At 71.5% G+C, this 17826-nt stretch carries 17 protein-coding genes; all 17 read right to left on the reverse strand.

The window, feature by feature from the left end; genetic code table 11:
* The gene (locus ACYVL2_RS16640) at positions 1-924 is read right to left on the reverse strand and encodes a carbohydrate ABC transporter permease (RefSeq protein WP_460545342.1); all 924 of its coding nucleotides are present in this window, start codon (positions 922-924) and stop codon (positions 1-3) included.
* Complete coding sequence (locus tag ACYVL2_RS16645; RefSeq protein ID WP_460545345.1) at positions 921-1952, reverse strand: ABC transporter permease; 1032 nt, start codon at positions 1950-1952, stop codon at positions 921-923. Before ACYVL2_RS16645 ends, ACYVL2_RS16640 begins: the two co-directional genes overlap by 4 nt.
* Positions 1953-2004: 52 nt before the next feature.
* Positions 2005-3684 (reverse strand): ABC transporter substrate-binding protein, encoded by a 1680-nt coding sequence (locus ACYVL2_RS16650; RefSeq protein WP_460545347.1) that lies wholly within the window; start codon positions 3682-3684, stop codon positions 2005-2007.
* Positions 3685-4417: 733 nt separating this feature from the next.
* Positions 4418-5155, reverse strand: coding sequence for an adenosylcobinamide-GDP ribazoletransferase (locus ACYVL2_RS16655; RefSeq protein WP_460545349.1), 738 nt, complete (start codon positions 5153-5155; stop codon positions 4418-4420).
* Positions 5155-6198 (reverse strand): nicotinate-nucleotide--dimethylbenzimidazole phosphoribosyltransferase, encoded by a 1044-nt coding sequence (cobT, locus tag ACYVL2_RS16660; protein ID WP_460545351.1) that lies wholly within the window; start codon positions 6196-6198, stop codon positions 5155-5157. Before cobT ends, ACYVL2_RS16655 begins: the two co-directional genes overlap by 1 nt.
* Before the next feature lie 5 nt (positions 6199-6203).
* Entirely contained in the window at positions 6204-7787 is a 1584-nt protein-coding gene (cobC, locus tag ACYVL2_RS16665; protein WP_460545353.1) for an Rv2231c family pyridoxal phosphate-dependent protein CobC, read from the reverse strand.
* Positions 7784-8683, reverse strand: a complete 900-nt coding sequence (locus ACYVL2_RS16670; RefSeq protein WP_460545355.1) for a sirohydrochlorin chelatase — start codon at positions 8681-8683, stop codon at positions 7784-7786. The genes cobC and ACYVL2_RS16670 overlap by 4 nt, the downstream gene beginning before the upstream one ends.
* Complete coding sequence (locus tag ACYVL2_RS16675; RefSeq protein ID WP_460545378.1) at positions 8680-9291, reverse strand: precorrin-8X methylmutase; 612 nt, start codon at positions 9289-9291, stop codon at positions 8680-8682. The genes ACYVL2_RS16670 and ACYVL2_RS16675 overlap by 4 nt, the downstream gene beginning before the upstream one ends.
* 5 nt (positions 9292-9296) lie before the next feature.
* Entirely contained in the window at positions 9297-9500 is a 204-nt protein-coding gene (locus ACYVL2_RS16680) for a 4Fe-4S binding protein (RefSeq protein ID WP_460545356.1), read from the reverse strand.
* Positions 9497-11182: a precorrin-3B C(17)-methyltransferase gene (gene cobJ, locus ACYVL2_RS16685; RefSeq protein WP_460545357.1), complete on the reverse strand. Its 1686-nt coding sequence runs from the start codon at positions 11180-11182 to the stop codon at positions 9497-9499. Before cobJ ends, ACYVL2_RS16680 begins: the two co-directional genes overlap by 4 nt.
* Positions 11179-12381 carry a precorrin-6y C5,15-methyltransferase (decarboxylating) subunit CbiE gene (gene cbiE / locus ACYVL2_RS16690; protein ID WP_460545359.1) on the reverse strand — a complete coding sequence of 401 codons (1203 nt, stop codon included), beginning with the start codon at positions 12379-12381 and terminating at the stop codon, positions 11179-11181. The genes cobJ and cbiE overlap by 4 nt, the downstream gene beginning before the upstream one ends.
* Positions 12378-13667, reverse strand: coding sequence for a cobalt-precorrin-5B (C(1))-methyltransferase (locus ACYVL2_RS16695; RefSeq protein WP_460545360.1), 1290 nt, complete (start codon positions 13665-13667; stop codon positions 12378-12380). Before ACYVL2_RS16695 ends, cbiE begins: the two co-directional genes overlap by 4 nt.
* Positions 13664-14434 carry a cobalt-precorrin-4/precorrin-4 C(11)-methyltransferase gene (gene cobM / locus ACYVL2_RS16700; RefSeq protein ID WP_460545362.1) on the reverse strand — a complete coding sequence of 257 codons (771 nt, stop codon included), beginning with the start codon at positions 14432-14434 and terminating at the stop codon, positions 13664-13666. The genes ACYVL2_RS16695 and cobM overlap by 4 nt, the downstream gene beginning before the upstream one ends.
* The gene (cobI, locus tag ACYVL2_RS16705) at positions 14431-15144 is read right to left on the reverse strand and encodes a precorrin-2 C(20)-methyltransferase (RefSeq protein ID WP_460545364.1); all 714 of its coding nucleotides are present in this window, start codon (positions 15142-15144) and stop codon (positions 14431-14433) included. Before cobI ends, cobM begins: the two co-directional genes overlap by 4 nt.
* Positions 15141-16493 (reverse strand): cobyrinate/hydrogenobyrinate a,c-diamide synthase, encoded by a 1353-nt coding sequence (locus ACYVL2_RS16710; RefSeq protein ID WP_460545366.1) that lies wholly within the window; start codon positions 16491-16493, stop codon positions 15141-15143. Before ACYVL2_RS16710 ends, cobI begins: the two co-directional genes overlap by 4 nt.
* A complete protein-coding gene (gene cobO / locus ACYVL2_RS16715) occupies positions 16487-17083 on the reverse strand; it encodes a cob(I)yrinic acid a,c-diamide adenosyltransferase (RefSeq protein ID WP_460545368.1) in 597 nt (198 codons plus the stop codon). Before cobO ends, ACYVL2_RS16710 begins: the two co-directional genes overlap by 7 nt.
* A gap of 9 nt (positions 17084-17092) precedes the next feature.
* A partial coding sequence (locus ACYVL2_RS16720; RefSeq protein ID WP_460545370.1) for a vWA domain-containing protein occupies positions 17093-17826 on the reverse strand: 734 nt, incomplete at its 5' end.

The raw sequence follows: 17826 nt of genomic DNA on the forward strand, positions 1-17826 counted from the left end.
CTATCCCTTCACCGAACCGAGCATGATGCCCGACACGAAGTAGCGCTGCACGAACGGATAGACGAACAGGATGGGGATGAGGGTGAGCACCATCGTCACCGCCTGGATGTTCGTGGAGACCAGCGCTGTGGTCGATCCCGCGGCCGCCGCTCCTTCGGAGGCCGAGGTGGAGGCTCCCGCGATGAGGTTCCTCAAGAACAAGGTGACCGGGAACAACTCGGTCTTGTCGAGGTAGAGGAATGCCAGGAACCAGTCGTTCCAGTACTGGACCGAGTAGAACAGCACCATCGTGGCGATGACCGCCTTCGACAGCGGCAGCACGATCCGCCCGAAGATGCCGTACCAGCCGAGTCCGTCGATCTGGGCGGCCTCCTCGATGTCCTTCGGCAGGTTCTCGAAGAACGACTTCATCACCAGGAGGTTGAACACCGAGACCGCGTTGGGCAGCACGATCGCCCATATGGTGTTCTTCATGCCGAGCGAGGAGATGAGGACGTAGTTCGGCACCAGCCCGCCGTTGAAGAACATCGTGAACACCGCGATGCCGATGAGGACGTTGCGGCCCTTGAGGTGCTTCTTCGACAGGACGTACGCGTAGGTCGTGGTGAGCACCATGGCGATCGTCGTGCCGACCACGGTGTAGAGCACGGTGTTGCCGTAGTTGCGCCAGAACGTGCCGTTGGTCATCACCGCGGTGTAGGTGTCGACGTTGAAGCCGACGGGCCAGAAGCTCACCTTGCCGGCGTTGATCGCGCCCGCCGAGCTGAACGACTGGGCCAGGACGGTGACGAACGGGTACAGCATGACCAGGCACAGGAGGACGAGCAGGAACGCGTTGACGACGCCGAACACACGCGTGCCGGTCGTCTCCTTCGTGGATCCCGGCCGACGGTTCGCCGGCTTGGTCGTACGTGTCTCGGTCACCACAGGCTCGTCCCCACCATCCGCCGCGATATCAGGTTCGCGGATAGCACCATCACCAGGCCGATCAGCGCCTGGAACAAGCCGATCGCCGCCGCATAACTGAGATTGTTCGACACGAGACCGACCCGGTAGAGGTACGTCGAGATGACGTCGGCCGTCTCGTAGGTCAGCGGGTTGTACAGCAGGAGCACCTTCTCGAAGCCCACCTGGAGGAACATCCCGATGTTGAGGATCAGGAGCGTGATCATCATCGGTCGGATGCCCGGGATCGTGACGTGCCAGGTCTGGCGCCACCGGCCGGCCCCGTCGATCCTCGCCGCCTCGTACAGGGCGTCGTCGACCGTGGTGAGCGCCGCCAGGTAGAGGATCGTCCCCCATCCGACGGTCTGCCACACCTCGGAGCCGACGTAGATCGCGCGGAACCACTCCGGTCGCTGCAGGAACGGAATGCCCTCGCCGCCGAACGCCTCGATGATCTGGTTGACCGTCCCCTGCAACGACAAGAGCTGCATGAGCATGCCGACGATGATGACCACCGAGAGGAAGTGCGGCAGATAGGAGATCGACTGCACGATCTTCTTGAAGTACTTCTTGCGGACCTCGTTGAGCATGAGCGCGAGCACGATCGGGAGCGGGAAGCCGACCACGAGGGTCAGCCCTCCCAGGATTGCCGTGTTGGCGAACACATGCCAGAACGTCGGGTCGTTGATGAACAACTCGATGTAGCGCAGGCCGACCCATTCGTCGCCGAAGATGCTCCCGCCGGGCCGGAACCTCCGGAACGCGATGATGTTGCCGACCATGGGGCCGTACTTGAAGATCGCGAGGAAGATCAGCGGCAGCAGCGCGAGGCTGTACAGCTGCCAGTCCTTCCGGAAAGCCTCCCGCCAGCTCTGCCGCTTGCGCTTGGACAACCTCCGCGGCGCGGTCGGCGTTGAGGCGAGGACGCCTTCAAGCCGGCCGGACACGGCGCTGGTCGACGCTCCGGTCACCGGCTCCGAGGTTTGCTCGTCTTGTGTGAGGGGCATGTCCACTCCCTCCCGTCCGCGTCGTCGGGGCGCTCCGACCCCGACGGGCGGATCAGGAGTTCTCCTCCTCGAAGCGCTCGCGTGCGCCGTTGATGAGGTCGAGGTAGTCGCCGAGCCCCTGGGCTTCGAGCTCGGACACGTAGTCGTCCCACTCGGCGATGTCGCGCTCGCCCAGGATGAACTTCAGCGTGTTCGTGTCCACCGTGTCCTGCAGCGGCGTCGCCAGGAGCGACGCCCGTTCGAGTTCCAGTTCGTCGAGCGGCGCCGGCGGATACGGATCGCGCGGCGTGCGCGTGGAGAGCACGGTGTCCATGTAGGCCACGAAGGACTCGGTGTTGTACGACTCCTTGAGCGCTCGCGACTCGGTGGAGTCGGCGAACACGTTGTTCGACCAGCCGAGGTCCTCCTGGATGTCGGTCTCGCCGTCCAGATTGATGTTGAAGGCCTTGAGGGAGAACTCCGGCTTGAGCGTGATCGTGCCGTCGGCGTCCTTGGTGTAGGTCTCGTCCAGCACGCCCCATCGGAGCAGTTCGCGGGCTTCGGGGTTGTAGTAGAGCCAGTCGAGGAACTGCAAGGTGGCGAGGAAGTGCTCTGAATCCTTGACCTCGGAGTTCAACATGAACCCGTTCCAGAAGTTGCGCGGTTCCACCACCTGGCCCGCCGGGCCTCCGGGCGGGGCGATCTGGAGGACCTCGAAGTTGCCCTCGCCGACCGTCTCGTTCAAGGCCTGCTCGAACTCGATCGCGGTCCCGGCCGCTCCCGATGCGGCGAACACGGTCTCGTTCGCGAACTTCTCGGCCACGCTGCCGCCGCCGCTCCCGTCGTTGTCCGCCGTGAACGACTCCGTGTCGACCAGGCCGTCTTCGACCAGGCCGCGGAAGAACTCGACCATCTCCTTGTATTCGGCGGTCACAGCGGTGTATTCGAGCTTGCCGGTGCCGTCGTCGACCATGCCGTTGCCGAAGCCCCAGCCGGCCCGGGCCCCGAAGGCGTGCGAGGCGTAGTTGAGCAACGAAGCGGACTCGAACCCGTCGGCGAGCGGCCTTGAGTCCGGGTACTCCTCCTTGATCTTCACCAGGGCTTCACGCATCTCGTCCCAGGTCTCGGGCACCCCCGCGCCGACGGCGTCGAAGACGTCCTTGCGGATGATGACCGTGAAGACCGGCACCGACACCTCTTGCAGGCCCGGCAGCATGTAGTACTTGCCGTCGGCCTGCTTCAGGCTCTCGAGCATGTCGGTCAGATCCCACTCCTCGACGTACTTCCGGAAGTTCGGCATGTGCTCGACGTAGTCGCTGATCGGCAGGATCGCGCCCGAAGAGACGAACGAAGCCTCGTCGCCGGTGTAGATCAACGGGATGACCGTAGGGGCGTCGCCCGCGCTGATCAGGAGGCTTCGCTTCTCCTCCACGTCGCTGAACGGGACGTTGGTCAGTTCGAACTTCACGTTGGTGCGCTGCTCAAGCTCATCGAAGAACTGCCACGAGTCCTTGATCGGGAGCTCGGGCCAGTCCGTCCAAAGGAGCGATAGCGTGAACGGCTCGGCCGCGGTGAACTGCATGTCCGCGGCGAAGTCGTCCATCGCGCCCTTCGACTGCGCGTCGACGTCCACCTCGCCGCCGTCGTCGCCGCTGCAGGACGCGAGGGCGAGCGCGCCGGATGCGGCGACCGAGAAGCCTATGAACTTGCGACGAGTCGCTGTGACGGGCGTGCGCCCGAAGACGTTCGACATGTCTCTCCTTCTAGAGATCGTCATCATGCGCCCGAAATCCGCCGTCATGTGCGCGTTCACATGGCCACATCGAGCGAAACTTTCCGAGCAATTTCCGATAATTTCCAGAGCTTAGTGACCGGAAGCATTGATGTCAATGAGTCTCTTAGCGCAACCCATGCGTCACTCCGAGTGGCCGGGAGGCAGCGCCCTTCACTGCTGAGGAACGCTCCGCGAGGCCGTCGACCAGGGATGCAGTGCCTCTTCTCCCAGGCAACGGCGGGTGAACTTGAGTGCGATGCCGGCGATCCGAAGGGGAAGGCGTGGTGCCTATCGGCAGGTTCCAGTCCTGATCCCGCTCGCCGAACGCGCCGGATTTGCACCTTAAGTGGCCCGGTAATTTCGGGCTGTGCTAAGAAATTTTCGGCCTCTCGGGTGACTGAGTGGCCGCGCGCGGTGTTGGCGTCATCCCCGCCCACGCGGGGTAGCCACCCAGTCGGACCAGGTCCCCCACCCGTGAGCGTGACTGGTTGGCGTCTTCCAAACGCGTGCCAAAATCCTGATTCCGACCACAGTAGACTGGCATTGGTTGTCGCTTCCGACACCGCCGGTGGGGACCGTTGACAGTTCGACCGTCGTCACTGACGACACCGTCATCATGCAGGTCGATTTGCATCTCCACGATGCGGCGCAACGCTACGCACGAATGTCCGACACGGATTCGCCCAACTACTGGCGGAGCGACGGTTCACGTTCACGACGCCCCGAGCGACAGGGTCGCGAGCGCGACGGTCTCGGCGATGACGCCGCCGGCACCGATCGTGTCGCCGCTCACGCCCAGGCGGCGCCGCCACCGGAGGAACGCGGTACGCGCCGCGGCCGCGCCCGCCGCGAACGCCGCCAGCGTGATGAGCCATCCGAAGCCCGACAAGGCGCCCGTGGTTCCGGTAACGGCGACGGCGAGGACCGCGGCCGCTATCGTCACCGGTCCGGTCGCCGCCGCGGCGGGTCCGTTCGCGAGCGATCGCTCGCCGGGGTCGCTCGCGTGCAGCTGCCACACCAGCGCGAAGCGTCCGACGACCGGTGCCACGGCGATCATCCACCAGCCCTGGTCGGCCGCCGCGACGGTGCCGATCAGGGCGAAGCGGAGCAGCAGCGCCGTCCCCAGGGCGGCGGCTCCCACCGCACCGATGCGCGGGTCCTTCATGACCTCGCGGACCTGTTCGGGCGGCCGGTGGCTGGCGAGCCCGTCAGCGGTGTCGGCGAGCCCGTCCAGGTGCAGCGCTCCGGTCAGGCCGAAGTCGAGCAGCAGGACCAGGCCGGCGGCGACCAGTGGGCCTCCGATGCCGAGGCCGAGCCAGGCCGCGGCCGCCCAGCCGAGGCCGATCACCAGACCGGCGATCGGGAACAGCGCGACCGAGCTTCGGGTGAGCGGGCCGGCGTTGACCGGCAGTGCCGTCAGGAAGCCGAGTGCGTCGCGCAGCGACCGCATCAGGCGTCGAGTTCGTCGAGCCCGGCGACATCCCGCAACACGGCCGCCGCACTGCGGACAATGGGCACCGCGAGCAGGGCGCCGGTGCCCTCGCCGAGCCGAAGTTCCAGGTCGAGCAGCGGTTCGAGGCCCAGATGGGCGAGGCCGATCGAGGCGCCAGGTTCGACCGACCGGTGTCCGGCGATGAAGTAGCCGGTCGCGGCCGGTCGCAGGGCCGCGGCCGCGAGCGCGGCGGCGACGGTGTTGACGCCGTCGAGCAGGACCGGTACGCGCCGCGCGGCCGAAGCGAGGGCCGCCCCGGCCAGGGCGGCGTGTTCGAGGCCGCCCAGGGAGGCGAGGGTGCCGAGCGGGTCGCGGTCGGGTCCGTGTCGGTCGAGGGCGTCGTCGACGACGGTGATCTTCAGCGCGAGGGTCGTGTCGTCGATGCCGGTGCCGCGCCCGGTCACCCGCTCGGCGGTCTCCCCGGTGAACGCGGCGATGAGGGCGGCGGACGGTGTGGTGTTGGCGATGCCCATGTCGCCCAGGGCGAGCAGGTCGGCGCCTGAGTCGATCATCCGGTAGGCGAGGGCGGCGCCGGCGCGGATCGCCTCGGTGCATTCGGCTGGAGTCATGGCCGGTTCGGTGCGCAGGTCGGCGGTGCCGCCGCTGATCCGGGCGCTGGTGAGCGCCGGGTGCGGCGCGGGCGGCTTGGCGACTCCGGCGTCGAGGACGGCGACGCTGGTGCCGCAGGCCGAGGCGATGGCGTTGGCGCTGGCGCGGCCGGAGCAGAAGTTCTTGACCATGAGGGTGGTGATCTCCTGCGGCCACGGGCTGACGCCGTGTGTGTGGACGCCGTGGTCTCCGGCGGCGATGACCAGTCCGGGGTTCCGGACGGCGGGCGGCGGGCATGACCGGGCGATCGCGGACAGCTGTGCGCCGAGGTCTTCGAGGCGGCCGAGGCTGCCCGGCGGTTTGGCGAGTCCTTTGTGGCGTTCGTCGGCCAGTGCCGCGTAGCGTCCGTCGACCGGTTCGATCGAGTCGAGGAGGGAGGGAAGGTCGTTCATCGCTGCTACTCCAGGGTGCGGGTGATCGCGGATCGGAGTCGGTCGGTGATGGTGTTCTCGCGCACGGCGATGCGGAGGTAGTGGGCGTCGAGTCCGGGGAAGGTGTCACCGCGCCGCAGTGCGAGGCCCTCGGCCAGGAGGCGTTCGCGCAGGTCGGTCCGCTCGGTGCGGATGAGGACGAAGTTGGCCGCGGCGGGCCAGACGCGAAGCCCGGGAATGGCGCTGAGCGCGCCGATGAGGTCGGCTCGCCGCTCGGCGACGAGTCGGGCGCGTTCGCCCCGCTCGGTCTCGGCGGCGACGCAGGCTTCGATCGCCTCGAGGGCGAGCGAGCTCACCGGCCAGGGCTGGCGGGCCGCGTCGAGCCGGGCGACGGTGGCGCGGTCGGCGAGCAGGTAACCGACGCGGAGGCCCGCCAGGCCCCACAGCTTGGTGAGACTGCGGATGACCAACAGGCCGGGGAGGTCGCCGCGTCCGGCCAGATCGGCGCCGTCGGGCAGGAAGTCCGCGAAGGCCTCGTCGACGACGACGGTCCTGCCGGGGCGGCACAGCCGCTCGACGGTCGCGACCGGGTCGAGTGCGCCGGTGGGGTTGTCCGGTCGGGTCAGGAGGACGAAGTCGGCCTCGTCGGGCACGTCGTCGGGGTCGAACGTCCAGTTCTCGGTCTCGCGGTAGACCCGGCGGACCGGTATGCCGGCGGAGCGGAGCGCCGCCTCGCCTTCGGTGAACGTGGGGTGGACGCACACGGCGAGCCGGGGCCGGAGCACCTGGGCGAACGCCCAGAACCCCTCGGCGGCCCCGCTGAGGACCATGCACTCGGCCTCGGTTCGGCCGTGCCGGGCCGCGGCGGCGGCCTTGGCGGCGCGCTGGTCGGGGTAGGCGGCGAGGTTCCGCGCGGCCGTTTCGAGTCGTTCGGCCAGCCACGGCGGCGGTCCTTCGAGGACGTTGACGGCGAGGTCGATCGCGCCTTCGGTCACCTGGGTGTCGCCGTGGTCGCGGAGCCGGTCCTCGGCATCGGCGTGGGCTTCGGTTGGGGGCGGCAGCGGCAGGGCGCGTCCGGCCACGACCAGTTCGCAGTTGTCGGCGGCTTCGCTGATCAGCTGCGCCACGTCGCCGTGCAGGTCGAGCCAGCGCCGGGAGGAGGCCGCGGCGGGGACGAGTCCGCCGCCCGGCTGTCCGGCGGCGACGACGACCGGGGCGCGGCGGGCGCGGGCGAGTTCGCTCCAGTCGGCGGCCTCGGCGAGGATGCGCTTCCGAGCGGCGCGCTCGTGCTCGTCGAGCCCGGCCACCGGGGCGTCGGTCCACAGCCGGCCCTCGGTCATCCGGTCGGTGACCCAGCCGTCGAGGTCGTCGATGAGGACGCAGACGTCGGAGGGCAGTTCGTCGAGCGAGGCGGCGATGTCGGTCGTCTCGACCGTCCGCCAGGAGTCGGGGCGCCGCTCGCGGTGGGCCGCGACCCGCTCGGCCATCTCGTCGTCCGCCGCCGTGCCGGTGGCGATGTAGACGACGGGCAGGCCGCTGCGGGCGGCCAGGAGCTCGGCGCGGGCGCTCTTGCCCGATCGGGTGCCGCCGAGGACGAGGTGGAGGGTCACTTCGAGGCCTCCCCATGTTGGTGGCCGTGGTGGTGGCCGTGGGTGGCGGGGTCGTCGGGGTGGAAGTGGAGCGTCTGCGGCGCTCCCACCCGGTTTTCGAAGCCGGGCAGGGCGACCCGGTACTGGCAGGCGTCGCAGTTGACGGCCGTCAGTCCGGCCTCGGCCTCGTCGGCGCGGGCCAGCAGCGCCTCGGCCACGGCCCGGTCCGGTCCGAGGTAGGGAGCGTCGACGACCTCGCACTCAGGGTATTGGGCGACCCAATCGCGGGTCTGGGCGCGGATTCGCCGCTCCAGCACCCCGGTGAACAGGAAGTACGGCAGCAGCGCGATCCGCTTGGCGCCCAGAGCCCGGCAGCGGTCCAGCGCTTCGGGCACCGAGGGCCGCGCGAGGCTGACGAAACCGGTCTCCACCAGCGGCCAGGGCCGGCCCTCCCACAGCATGCGCGCGATCTTGAACAGGTCGGCGTTCGCGTCGGGGTCCGAGGTGCCGCGTCCGATGAGGACCACGGCGGTCTCCTCGCGCTGGTCGGCGGCGACCGCTTCGCACAGCCGCCGGTCGACCAGGTCGAGCAGTTCGGGACGGACCCCGAGCGGCGCACCGTAGGTGAACTTCACGCCCGGACGGCGCTCCCGCTCGGCGGCGATCGAGGCCGGGACGTCGCCCTTGGCGTGCCCGGCCCCCAGGAGGACCAGGGGAACCACCGTCATGTGGTCGACGCCGTCCGCGACGGCGGCGGACACGCTCTCGCTGATGGGCGGCGGGCACAGCTCCAGGAAGGACAGATCGGCGCGCAGGCCGGGCCGCAGGGCCCGTACTTGTTCGAGCAGGCGGAACGATTCGGCCTGCCCGTCCGGGTCGACCGTGCCGTGGGCGACGATCATCAGTTGGTGGCTCATGTGCGGTTCTCCTCGAAAACGGTAGGTGCGGAGTACAAGAGGGCGTTGACGGCGGCGGCGGCGACAGCCGAGCCACCGAGCTCTGAGCGGTTCGAGACCGACGGCAGCCCTGAGGCGCGGAGGGCGGCCTTGGACTCGACCGCGCCGACGAACCCGACCGGAAGGCCGACCACCAGGGCCGGTTCGGGCGCGTGGGCGAGGATCGCCTCGAGCGCGGTGGGCGCGTTGCCGACCGCCCACACCGCACCGGGTCCGAACCGCTCACATGCCAGCTCGATCGCGGCGGCGCTGCGAGTGGTGCCGCGCTCGCGGGCGCGCTCGGCCACATCCGGCCAGGCCAGCGGGACTTCGACGTCGGTGCTGGTGATCCCGGCGGCCACCATGCGGCTGTCGGCGATGATCGGCATGCCCTCGCGGAGCGCCTGCCAGCCGCGCCGCAGGGCCTCCTCCCCCACTACCAGGTCGTCGGCGTAGCGGACGTCGGCGGAGGAGTGGACGACCCGTTCGATCACCGCCCGGCTCAGCGGGCCGAACCGCGACAGGTCCACGCGGGAGGCGAGGATGCGCATGCTCTCGACTTCGATGGGGTGCACCCGGCTCCGGCCCATGTGCCTCATCGGGCCGTCTCCGTGAGCGGGTGTATCGCCTCGGCCGGGCAGACTTCGGCGCATTCGCCGCAGCCGGTGCAGCGGTCTGCCAGGACGATCAGGGGCGTCGCGCCTCCAGGGGTCGGCCGCAGACATCGTTCGGGGCAGGTCCGCAGGCACGCGCCGCATGCGGTGCAGTCGGTCGTGACGGTGAACGGCGCGCTCGTCATACGGCCTCCGCCCTGTAGCCGCGAGGGGTGACCATGCGGCCGGCCCTCATGCGGGTCCGGCTGGTGCCCACCAGGACCAGCGTCGTCATCTGCACGGTGGACACGTCGAGCTCGCCGAGGGAGGTCGCGGTGACCTGTTGGGCCGGGCGTTCGGCGTCGCGCACGATCCCCACCGGCGTGCGCGGGTCGCGGTGCCGCAGCAGGATCTCCCTCGCCCGGGCGAGCTGCCACTCGCGCCCGGCGCTGCGCGGGTTGTAGAAGGCGATGGCCAGGTCGCCGCGGGCGGCCGCCTCGACGCGGGCTTCGATCACCGCCCAGGGGGTCATCAGGTCCGACAGGGAGATCGAGCAGTGGTCATGGCCGAACGGCGCGCCCAGCAGGGCGCTCGCGGCCAGCGCGGCGGTCACTCCGGGCACGACGACGACGTCGATGTCGTCCCCGGCCAGTTCCAGGGTCGGGGAGGCCATCGCGTAGACGCCGACGTCGCCGGAGCCGACCAGGGCCACCGCCTTGCCTTCGCGCGCCAGCTCGATCGCGCGTTCGGCCCGTTCGATTTCGTGGCCGAGTCCGAACCGCTCGAATGCGGCGCCGCGCGAGGTCCAGCGGGCGGCCTGGTCCACATAGGGTCCGTAGCCGACGACGGTCTCGGCGGCGGCCAGTTCGGCGGCGGCGCGCGGTGCGGTGAGGTCGTCGGCGCCGGGTCCGAGGGAGACGAGCGCGAGGCGGCCGCGGGCGGGCCTGCGGGCGACGGCGACGGTGGCCATGGCGCTGCGCTGTTTGGGGACGAGCAGTTCGCCGCCGAGGTGGAGGGCGGCCGCTTCGGCGACCGAGGCGGTGCCGACCGCGGCGCGCACGACCGCTGAGGGGTTGGGGACCTCGACGGCGGCCAGCGAGTCGGCGGGGAGGTGGACGATCGGCCAGCCGCGGGCGGCGCAGGCGTCGTTGATGCCGGGCTCGTCGGCTTTGAGGTCCACGGTGGCGGCGGTGTGGACGGCCGATGGGGACAGGCCGGCTTCGGCGAGCGCGTTGTCGATCAGGCGGCCGACTTCGGCGGCGCTGACGCCGCGGGAGGAGCCGATGCCGATGACCAGCGACGGGGGCCGGTAGAGGACGGTCGGGCCGTCTGGGCGGACGACGCGGTCGGTGATTCGCAGCAGGGGGGCGGCCGGATCGGCGGTGACGGCGGCGGGCACGGGGCCGAACGGCCAGGGGTGGTCGCGCTCGACGCGGACCGGTCCGCCGGAGAGGACGTGGCCGCCGACGGCGGCCAGGTCGCCTTCGGCGCGGATGCCGAACCGGGCGCCGAGCGAGCCGAGTCCGGGCGTCCCCGCCGACTCGGAGGCGGTGGTGACGACGGGAATCGCGTCGAGGTGGGCGGCGAGGCGTTCGGCCAGCGCGTTCGCTCCGCCTTCGTGGCCGGAGCTGAGGCTGACGGCGAACCGGGAGGCGTCGTCGACGCAGACGACCGCGGGGTCGGTGCGCTTGTCGCTCAAATGGGGGGCGATGAGGCGTACCGCGGCTCCGGCGGCCATGACCATGACGATGGCGTCGGCCGTGGGCCACGCGGCGGCGACGGCGTCGCGGGGCCGGGCGTCGGGGATTTCGCCGCCGAGGTGGGCGGCGATGTCGGCGGCGAGGCGCCTGCCGCTCGCGGTGGCCGGTACGACGACGATGCGGGTCATGGGCGTTCTCCTTGGACGAGCAGGACGGGGTTGCGCGGGGCGAGGCGGTGGCCGTCGCCGAGCGGGACCAGGTCGGCGACCTCGAGGAGCTGCGCCGTGGCGTTCCAGCCGTGCGATTCGAGTCGCCGCGCGGCCTCGGGGCAGCGTTCGAGGGTGGCGAGCGCGATCACGATGCGGTCGCGACAGCGGGCCGCGGCGGTGTCGATGATGGACGGCAGGTCGGCGCCTCCCCCGCCGATGAACACCGCGTCGGGGTCGGGCAGGGCGGCGAGGGCGGCCGGGGCGCGGCCGTGGACGAGTCCGATGCGGACGCCGTGTGCGGCGGCGTTGGCGCGGGCGCGGCCGACCTGGTCGTCGTCGGCGTCGACGGCGATGGCGCCCGCGCCGAGGCGGGCGGCTTCGACCGCGACGCTGCCCGAACCGCAGCCGACGTCCCACAGCAGCCGTCCGGGGCCGGGCCCGAGCGCGGCGAGGGCGGCGGCGCGCACGGCGGGTTTGGTGATCTGGCCGTCGCGGTGCTCGAAGTCGTCGACCGGGCGGCCCCAGACGGTGGCGGTCCGGGTGTGGGCGATGAGGGTCGCGCGCTGCGGTGCGGCCTCGGCCGGATCGAGGACGAGCATCACGTTGGGGTCGGGGAAGTCGCGCCCGGCTGCCTCGGCGAGGTCGCATTGGCTGAGCGTCTCGTCGGGGTGTCCGAGGCGGGCGGCGACGACGACGGTCCGCGGCCCGCTGCCGGCGTCGATGAGCGCCTGCGCGATCACGGAGGGGGCCGTGGCGGTGTCGGTGAGGACGGCGACCTTGGCGCCGGCCAGCGCCGTGGCGACGGCCGGACGCGGGTCGCGCCCGTGGGCGGAGACGACCTGGGCGTTCTCCCAGGAGAGTCCGAGGCGGGCGAAGGCGCCGGAGACGGAGGAGGCGGCGGGGTGGATCGCGAGCGGCCGGTCGACGGCGGCGAGTCGGCGGAGGATGCCGAACCAGCCGGGGTCGCCGGAGGCGAGAACGGCGACGGGCCCGGGAGCGGAGGCGATCGCTGCGACGGCCGCGTCGAGGTCGCCGCCGATGGCGATGGTCCGGGCGTGTTCGGGGGCGTGCGCTTCGAGGTGTCGGCGCCCTCCGGCGATCGTGGTCGCTTCGGCCGGTATCGGTCGGGCGAGGCGGCCGTCGGGGCCGACGCCGATGAGGGTCACCCGGTCGTTCACGGCCGCCTCCACAGTTCGGGTTCGGCGCCGGTGCGGGCGAGGCGGTCGGGGGCCCGGGAGCTCCAGGCGACGGGTTCGAGGTCGTCGAAGTCGACCAGGACGGCGTCGACGTCCAGTTCACCGCCGCAGTGGCGCGCCCAGGCGGTCAGGTTGGCGGCGACGTCGTCGCAGAGCGCGTCTCCGGCGGCGGCCAGCAGGCCCTCGCGGGACCACAGTTCGTAGGCGTGGCGGCCGGTGTTGGCCTCGGCCACCTCGGCGACGAGCGACTGCGTGCCTCCGGCGCGAGCGGTCAACTCCGCCAGATATCCTATGTCTACTTTAGACTTGGTGTAGTGGGTCATCATCACGCCGGCGCCGAGCTTGGCGAGCTTCCCGGCCATGCCGACGAACACCAGCCGCGTCAGGCCCGTCTTGACGCAGCGCTCCACGGCCGCGCCGGTGAAGTCGCCGACCTCGGTGAAGCACACCTGGTCGAGGCCGGGCATGAGCCGGATCGCGGCCCGCTCGGTGCGCCCGCCGGTGGTGAGCACGCAGGTGTCGAGACCGGCGGCCGCCATGACGTCGACCGCCTGCAGGACCGAGGCCCGCCAGGCCGCGGTCGAGAAGGGCCGAACGATCCCGGTGGTGCCGAGGATCGAGATGCCGCCGAGGATGCCCAAGCGGGCGTTGGTGGTCCGCTTCGCCATCCGCTCGCCTTCGGGGACCGACACGACGACGTCGACGCCGCGTCCGGTGTAGGGGTCGCAGACCTCCTCGACGGTGATGCGGATCATCTGCCGCGGGGTGCCGTTGATGGCGGGCCCGCCGACCTCCAGGCCGAGGCCGGGCCGGGTCACCACCCCGACGCCTTCGCCGCCGTAGAGGTGCACGCCGGGATCGGCGCTCCAGGCGACCGTGGCGGTCAGGTGGGCGCCGTCGGTGACGTCCGGGTCGTCCCCGGCGTCCTTGACGACCACCGCCTCGGCGGCCTCGCCGACGCGCTCGCAGCGGTCCACCTCGAACTCGACACGTCGGCCGACCGGCAGCCACACGTCGACCTTCCGGCTGTGCTTCCCGGTGGCCAGCAGCAGGATCGCGGCCTTGGCGGCGGCGGTGGCGCAGGCGCCGGTGGTGAAGCCGGTGCGCAAGGCCTTGCCGTCGCGCGCCTTCGCGGTGCGCGGCAGATCGGGTTCGACCAGGTCGCGCGCGGCGGTCGGCGGTGGCGAGGCGCGCTCGACGTGCACCGGCCCGGCCTTGGCCCGCCGGGGCGGCCGGATCGGGAAGGAGCGCTCGGGCCTCGCGTTCATTTCGCCCTTGCCGGACGGTGGGTGTGGGCGAACGACGGCGAGTACAGGTGGCTGCGAGTGCCGCTGGCCCCCAACGCGGGGCCGACGAGCACGAGGGTGTGCATGGTGACCTTCATGGATCGGACCGTGGCGGCCAGCTCGTCGAGGCGGCAGGTCTCGATGCGCTCCTCGGGCCAGGAGACGCGGTAGCCGACCACGCACGGCGTCTCGGGCGCGTAGCCGCCGTCGAGGAGTTCGGCCTGCAGGCGTTTGGGCCGGGAGGCCGAGAGGAACAGCGCCAGGGTGGTGCCGTGGCGGGCGAAGGAGGCCAGATCCTCCCCTTCGGGCATGGGGGTGCGCGTGGCCATGCGGGTCATGACGACCGACTGGGCGACTTCGGGAACGGTCAGCTCGCGGCCGACCGCGGCGGCGGTCGCGGCCACCGAGGTCACGCCCGGGACCACTTCGACTTCGACGTCGAATCGGGCGACGGCCTCCAGCTGCTCCTGCATCGCGCCGTAGACGGACGGGTCGCCTGAGTGCAGGCGGGCCACGGTCAGGCCCTCGGCGGCCGCCTTGCGGTAGGCGTCGAGCACGTCTTCGAGGGTCATCGTCTTCGAGTCCAGGACCTCCGCGCCGGGGCGGGCGTGTTCGAGGACGTCCTCGTGGACCAGGCTCGAGGCCCACACCAGGATGTCGGCCTCGCCGATGACCTTGACGGCCCGCACGGTCAGCAGGTCGGCCGCACCGGGCCCGGCCCCCACGAACCAGATCTTCGCGCCGCTCACCTTCGCTCCTGCCGTTCGGGGGTGACGATGACGGTCGAGAGGTAAGGGGCGGGCGTGTGCGGCACCTCGGAGCGGACGTCTTCGTCGGCGTGGCCCAGGTGGGCGCCGAACACGGCACGGTCCAGCGCCCCGGCTTCCTCCAGCAAGGCCCTGATCTCCGGGAGCTTCCTGCCGCCCTTGTAGAGGACGACGGTCCCGCCGCCTTCGACGGCGTCGCGAATGCGGTCGGTACCGGCGGTGATCGGCATGAGCTGGAGCGGCTCGTCGTGCTCGACGAGCACGGTGCCGGTGCGGGAGGCCAGGTCCTGCATGGCCGTGACGCCCGGGACCGTCCGTACGGCGGCGTCGGGGACGAGGCGGCGGACCTCGCGGGACAGATGGGCGAAGGTGGAGTAGACGTTCGGGTCGCCGATGGTCGCGAACGCGGCGGTGCCGCCGGCGGCGACGACGTCGGCCACCTTGTCGGCCGCCCTGGCCCAGGCGATGTCTCGATGGTCCTTGTCGAGTTCGAACACCAGGCGGTGGATCGGCTTGTCATGCGGCACATGGTGGGCCACCACGCGCTCGGCGTAGCCGGGTTCGTCCGCGGACGAGGAGGCCGCGACCGGCACGAAGACGCGGTCGGCCCGCAGCAGGCTGTCGCGGCCCTTGACGGTGAGGAGGTCGGGGTCGCCGGGTCCGGTGCCGATCCCGATGAGAGTGCCGCTCATGCCGTTACCTCCTGTGAAAGGGCCGATGTCACCAGACACCGTGCCATTTCGGGGCGGGCGATCCAGGCGGTATGGACATAACTGGCGTGGACCTTCCCGACCACGAAGCCTTCGGGGTCGCGGTCACCGAACTTCCAGGCGGGAGCGGTCCCGGCTCGGGGGCGCACGGTGGTGCGGTGGAACTCGTGCCCGCGCGCGACCGTCCCCTTCGGGCCGAGCGGTCCCGCGCTCGCGGCGCGGACGGTCCGGTAGCCGAGGGTGAGCCTGTCAGTGAACTCGGCGTCGGCTTCGATCAGGCCGACCATGGGCTCCCCGTCCAGACTGCGGCACAGGTACAGCAGGCCGCCGCATTCGGCGACGATCGCGCCGCCCGCGGCGGCGAGCGATCGCAGGCTCCCGGCCAGGGCGGTGTTGGCGGCCAGTTCGGCGGCGTAGACCTCGGGAAAGCCGCCGCCGAGATGGACCGCGCCGGTTCGGTCGGGAAGCCGCTCGTCGCGCAGCGGGTCGAACTCGGCGACCTCGGCCCCGGCGGCGGCCAGCAGCTCCCGGTGCTCGGTGTAGACGAACGTGAAGGCCGGCCCGGCGGCGACGGCCACGACCGGGCGTCCGGGCGCGTCACTCGGTTCGGGCCTCCACGCCTCGGCGTCGAGGCCGGGCGCGGAGCGGGCGACGCGCAGCACCGCGTCGAGATCGACGCCCTCGCCCACGGTGCGGCCCAAGGATGCGACCAGGGCCAGCGCCTCCGGTCGACGCTCGGCCGCGGGGATCAGGCCGAGGTGCCGCGAGGGCGCCTCGACGCCTTCGCCGCGCCGCAGCACCCCGACGACGGGGATGCCCGAGGGTGCCAGCGCTTCTCGCAGGATCTGCTCGTGCCGGTCCGAGGCGACCCGGTTGAGCACCACGCCGGCGACGCGGATCGACGGGTCGAAGCTCGCGAAGCCTTGGACTTCGGCGGCGACCGAGCGCGACTGCGACGCGGCGTCGACCACCAGGAGCACCGGCGCGTCGAGGAGCCTGGCGATCTGGGCGGTGGAGGCCTCGTCGGTGCCGGCCCGGCCGTCGAACAGGCCCATGACGCCTTCGACCACGGCGACGTCGGCCCCGGCGGCGCCGTGCAGGAACAGCGGCGCGATCAGGTCGGGGCCGTGCATGAAGGCGTCGAGGTTGCGCGGCTCGCGACCGCAGGCCAGCGCGTGGTAGCCGGGGTCGATGAAGTCCGGGCCGACCTTGTGTCCGGAGACGTGCAGCCCGCGCGCGCTCAGCGCCGCCATCAGCCCGGTGGCCACAGTGGTCTTGCCGACGCCGGATCGGGTCCCGGCGACCACGATGCGCGGCGCGGACGTCACCATTCGATGCCCTTCTGGCCCCGCCATCCCTGGTCGAGCGGGTGCTTGACCTTGGTCATCTCGGTGACGAGGTCGGCCGCCTCGATCAGTTCGGCGGGGGCGTCGCGGCCGGTGATCATGACGTACTGCCGGCCGGTGAGGTTCTCGAGGGTCGCGACGACTTCGGCCGTGTCGACCCAACCCCATTTCATCGGGTACGTGAACTCGTCGAGCAGGTAGAAGCGGTAGCGTTCCTCGGCCAGGCAGCGTTTGACCTCTTCCCAGCCCTCGCGGGCGAGGTCGGCGGATTCGGCGAGGTCGCGGGAGGTCCAGCTCCAGCCGTCGCCCATCTTGAACCAGTCGATGCCGCCGAGCTTCTCGGCGGCGGCCTGCTCGCCGACGCGCCACTTGCCGGACTTGACGAACTGGAACACCGCGATCGGCCAGTCCTGGTTCCAGGCGCGCATCATCATGCCGAAGGCGGCGGTGGACTTGCCCTTCCCGGTGCCGGTGTGGACCATCAGCAGCGGCGTCTCGCGTTTGCGGCGGCGCGGCTGGGTGTCGGCGGTGGCCTTGTCGGTGGCGCCGTCGTATTGGCTGCGCGGTTCGTTCACGTTGCCCCCTTATCGTGTGGCGAGTCGGATGGTGCGGGCCAGGGAGCCGGAGGCGAACTCGTCGAGCTGGACGCATGGCGCGGCCATGCGTTCGGCGAGCGCGGCGGCCATGCCGGTGCGCACGAATCCGGACTCGGTGTCGACGACCAGGGCGGCGATGTCCCTCGCGGCCAGCAGGTCGGCCGCCCGGTGGGCCTCGGCGGTCGCGTCGGCGCCGGCGTTGGCGCGGCCGTCGGTGACGGCGACCAGGAGCGGGCGGCGGTCGGGGCCGCGGCGGGCGTGCCGTTCGATGAGCCGGGCTGCGTTGAGCAGACCCGCGGCCAGGGGGGTGCGGCCGCCGGTGGGCAGGACGGCCAGGCGGTGGTCGGCCAGTTCGACTCCGGCCGTGGGCGGCAGGACGGTCTGGGCTTCTCTGCCGCGGAAGGTGACGAGGGAGACCAGGTCGCGGCGCTGGTAGGCGTCGAACAGGAGGGAGCGGATCGCGCCTTTGACCGCGCCCATGCGGCGGCGCGCGCCCATCGAACCGGAGGCGTCGACGCACAGGACGATCAGGTGGCCCTGCTTGCCGGAGCGCTCGTAGTGGCGCAGGTCGTCGCGGCCGATCGAGTCGGCTCCGGGCCGGGTTGCGGCGGCGATGAGGGTGGCGGCGGTCGCGAGGTCGGCCGCGCGCGGCGGTTCGCCGGGGCGAAGCGGCCGGGTCCTGACGGCGGCGCCACGGCGACTGCGGCCCCGGCTGCGGCGGC

The organism is Glycomyces halotolerans (genome assembly GCF_054779575.1).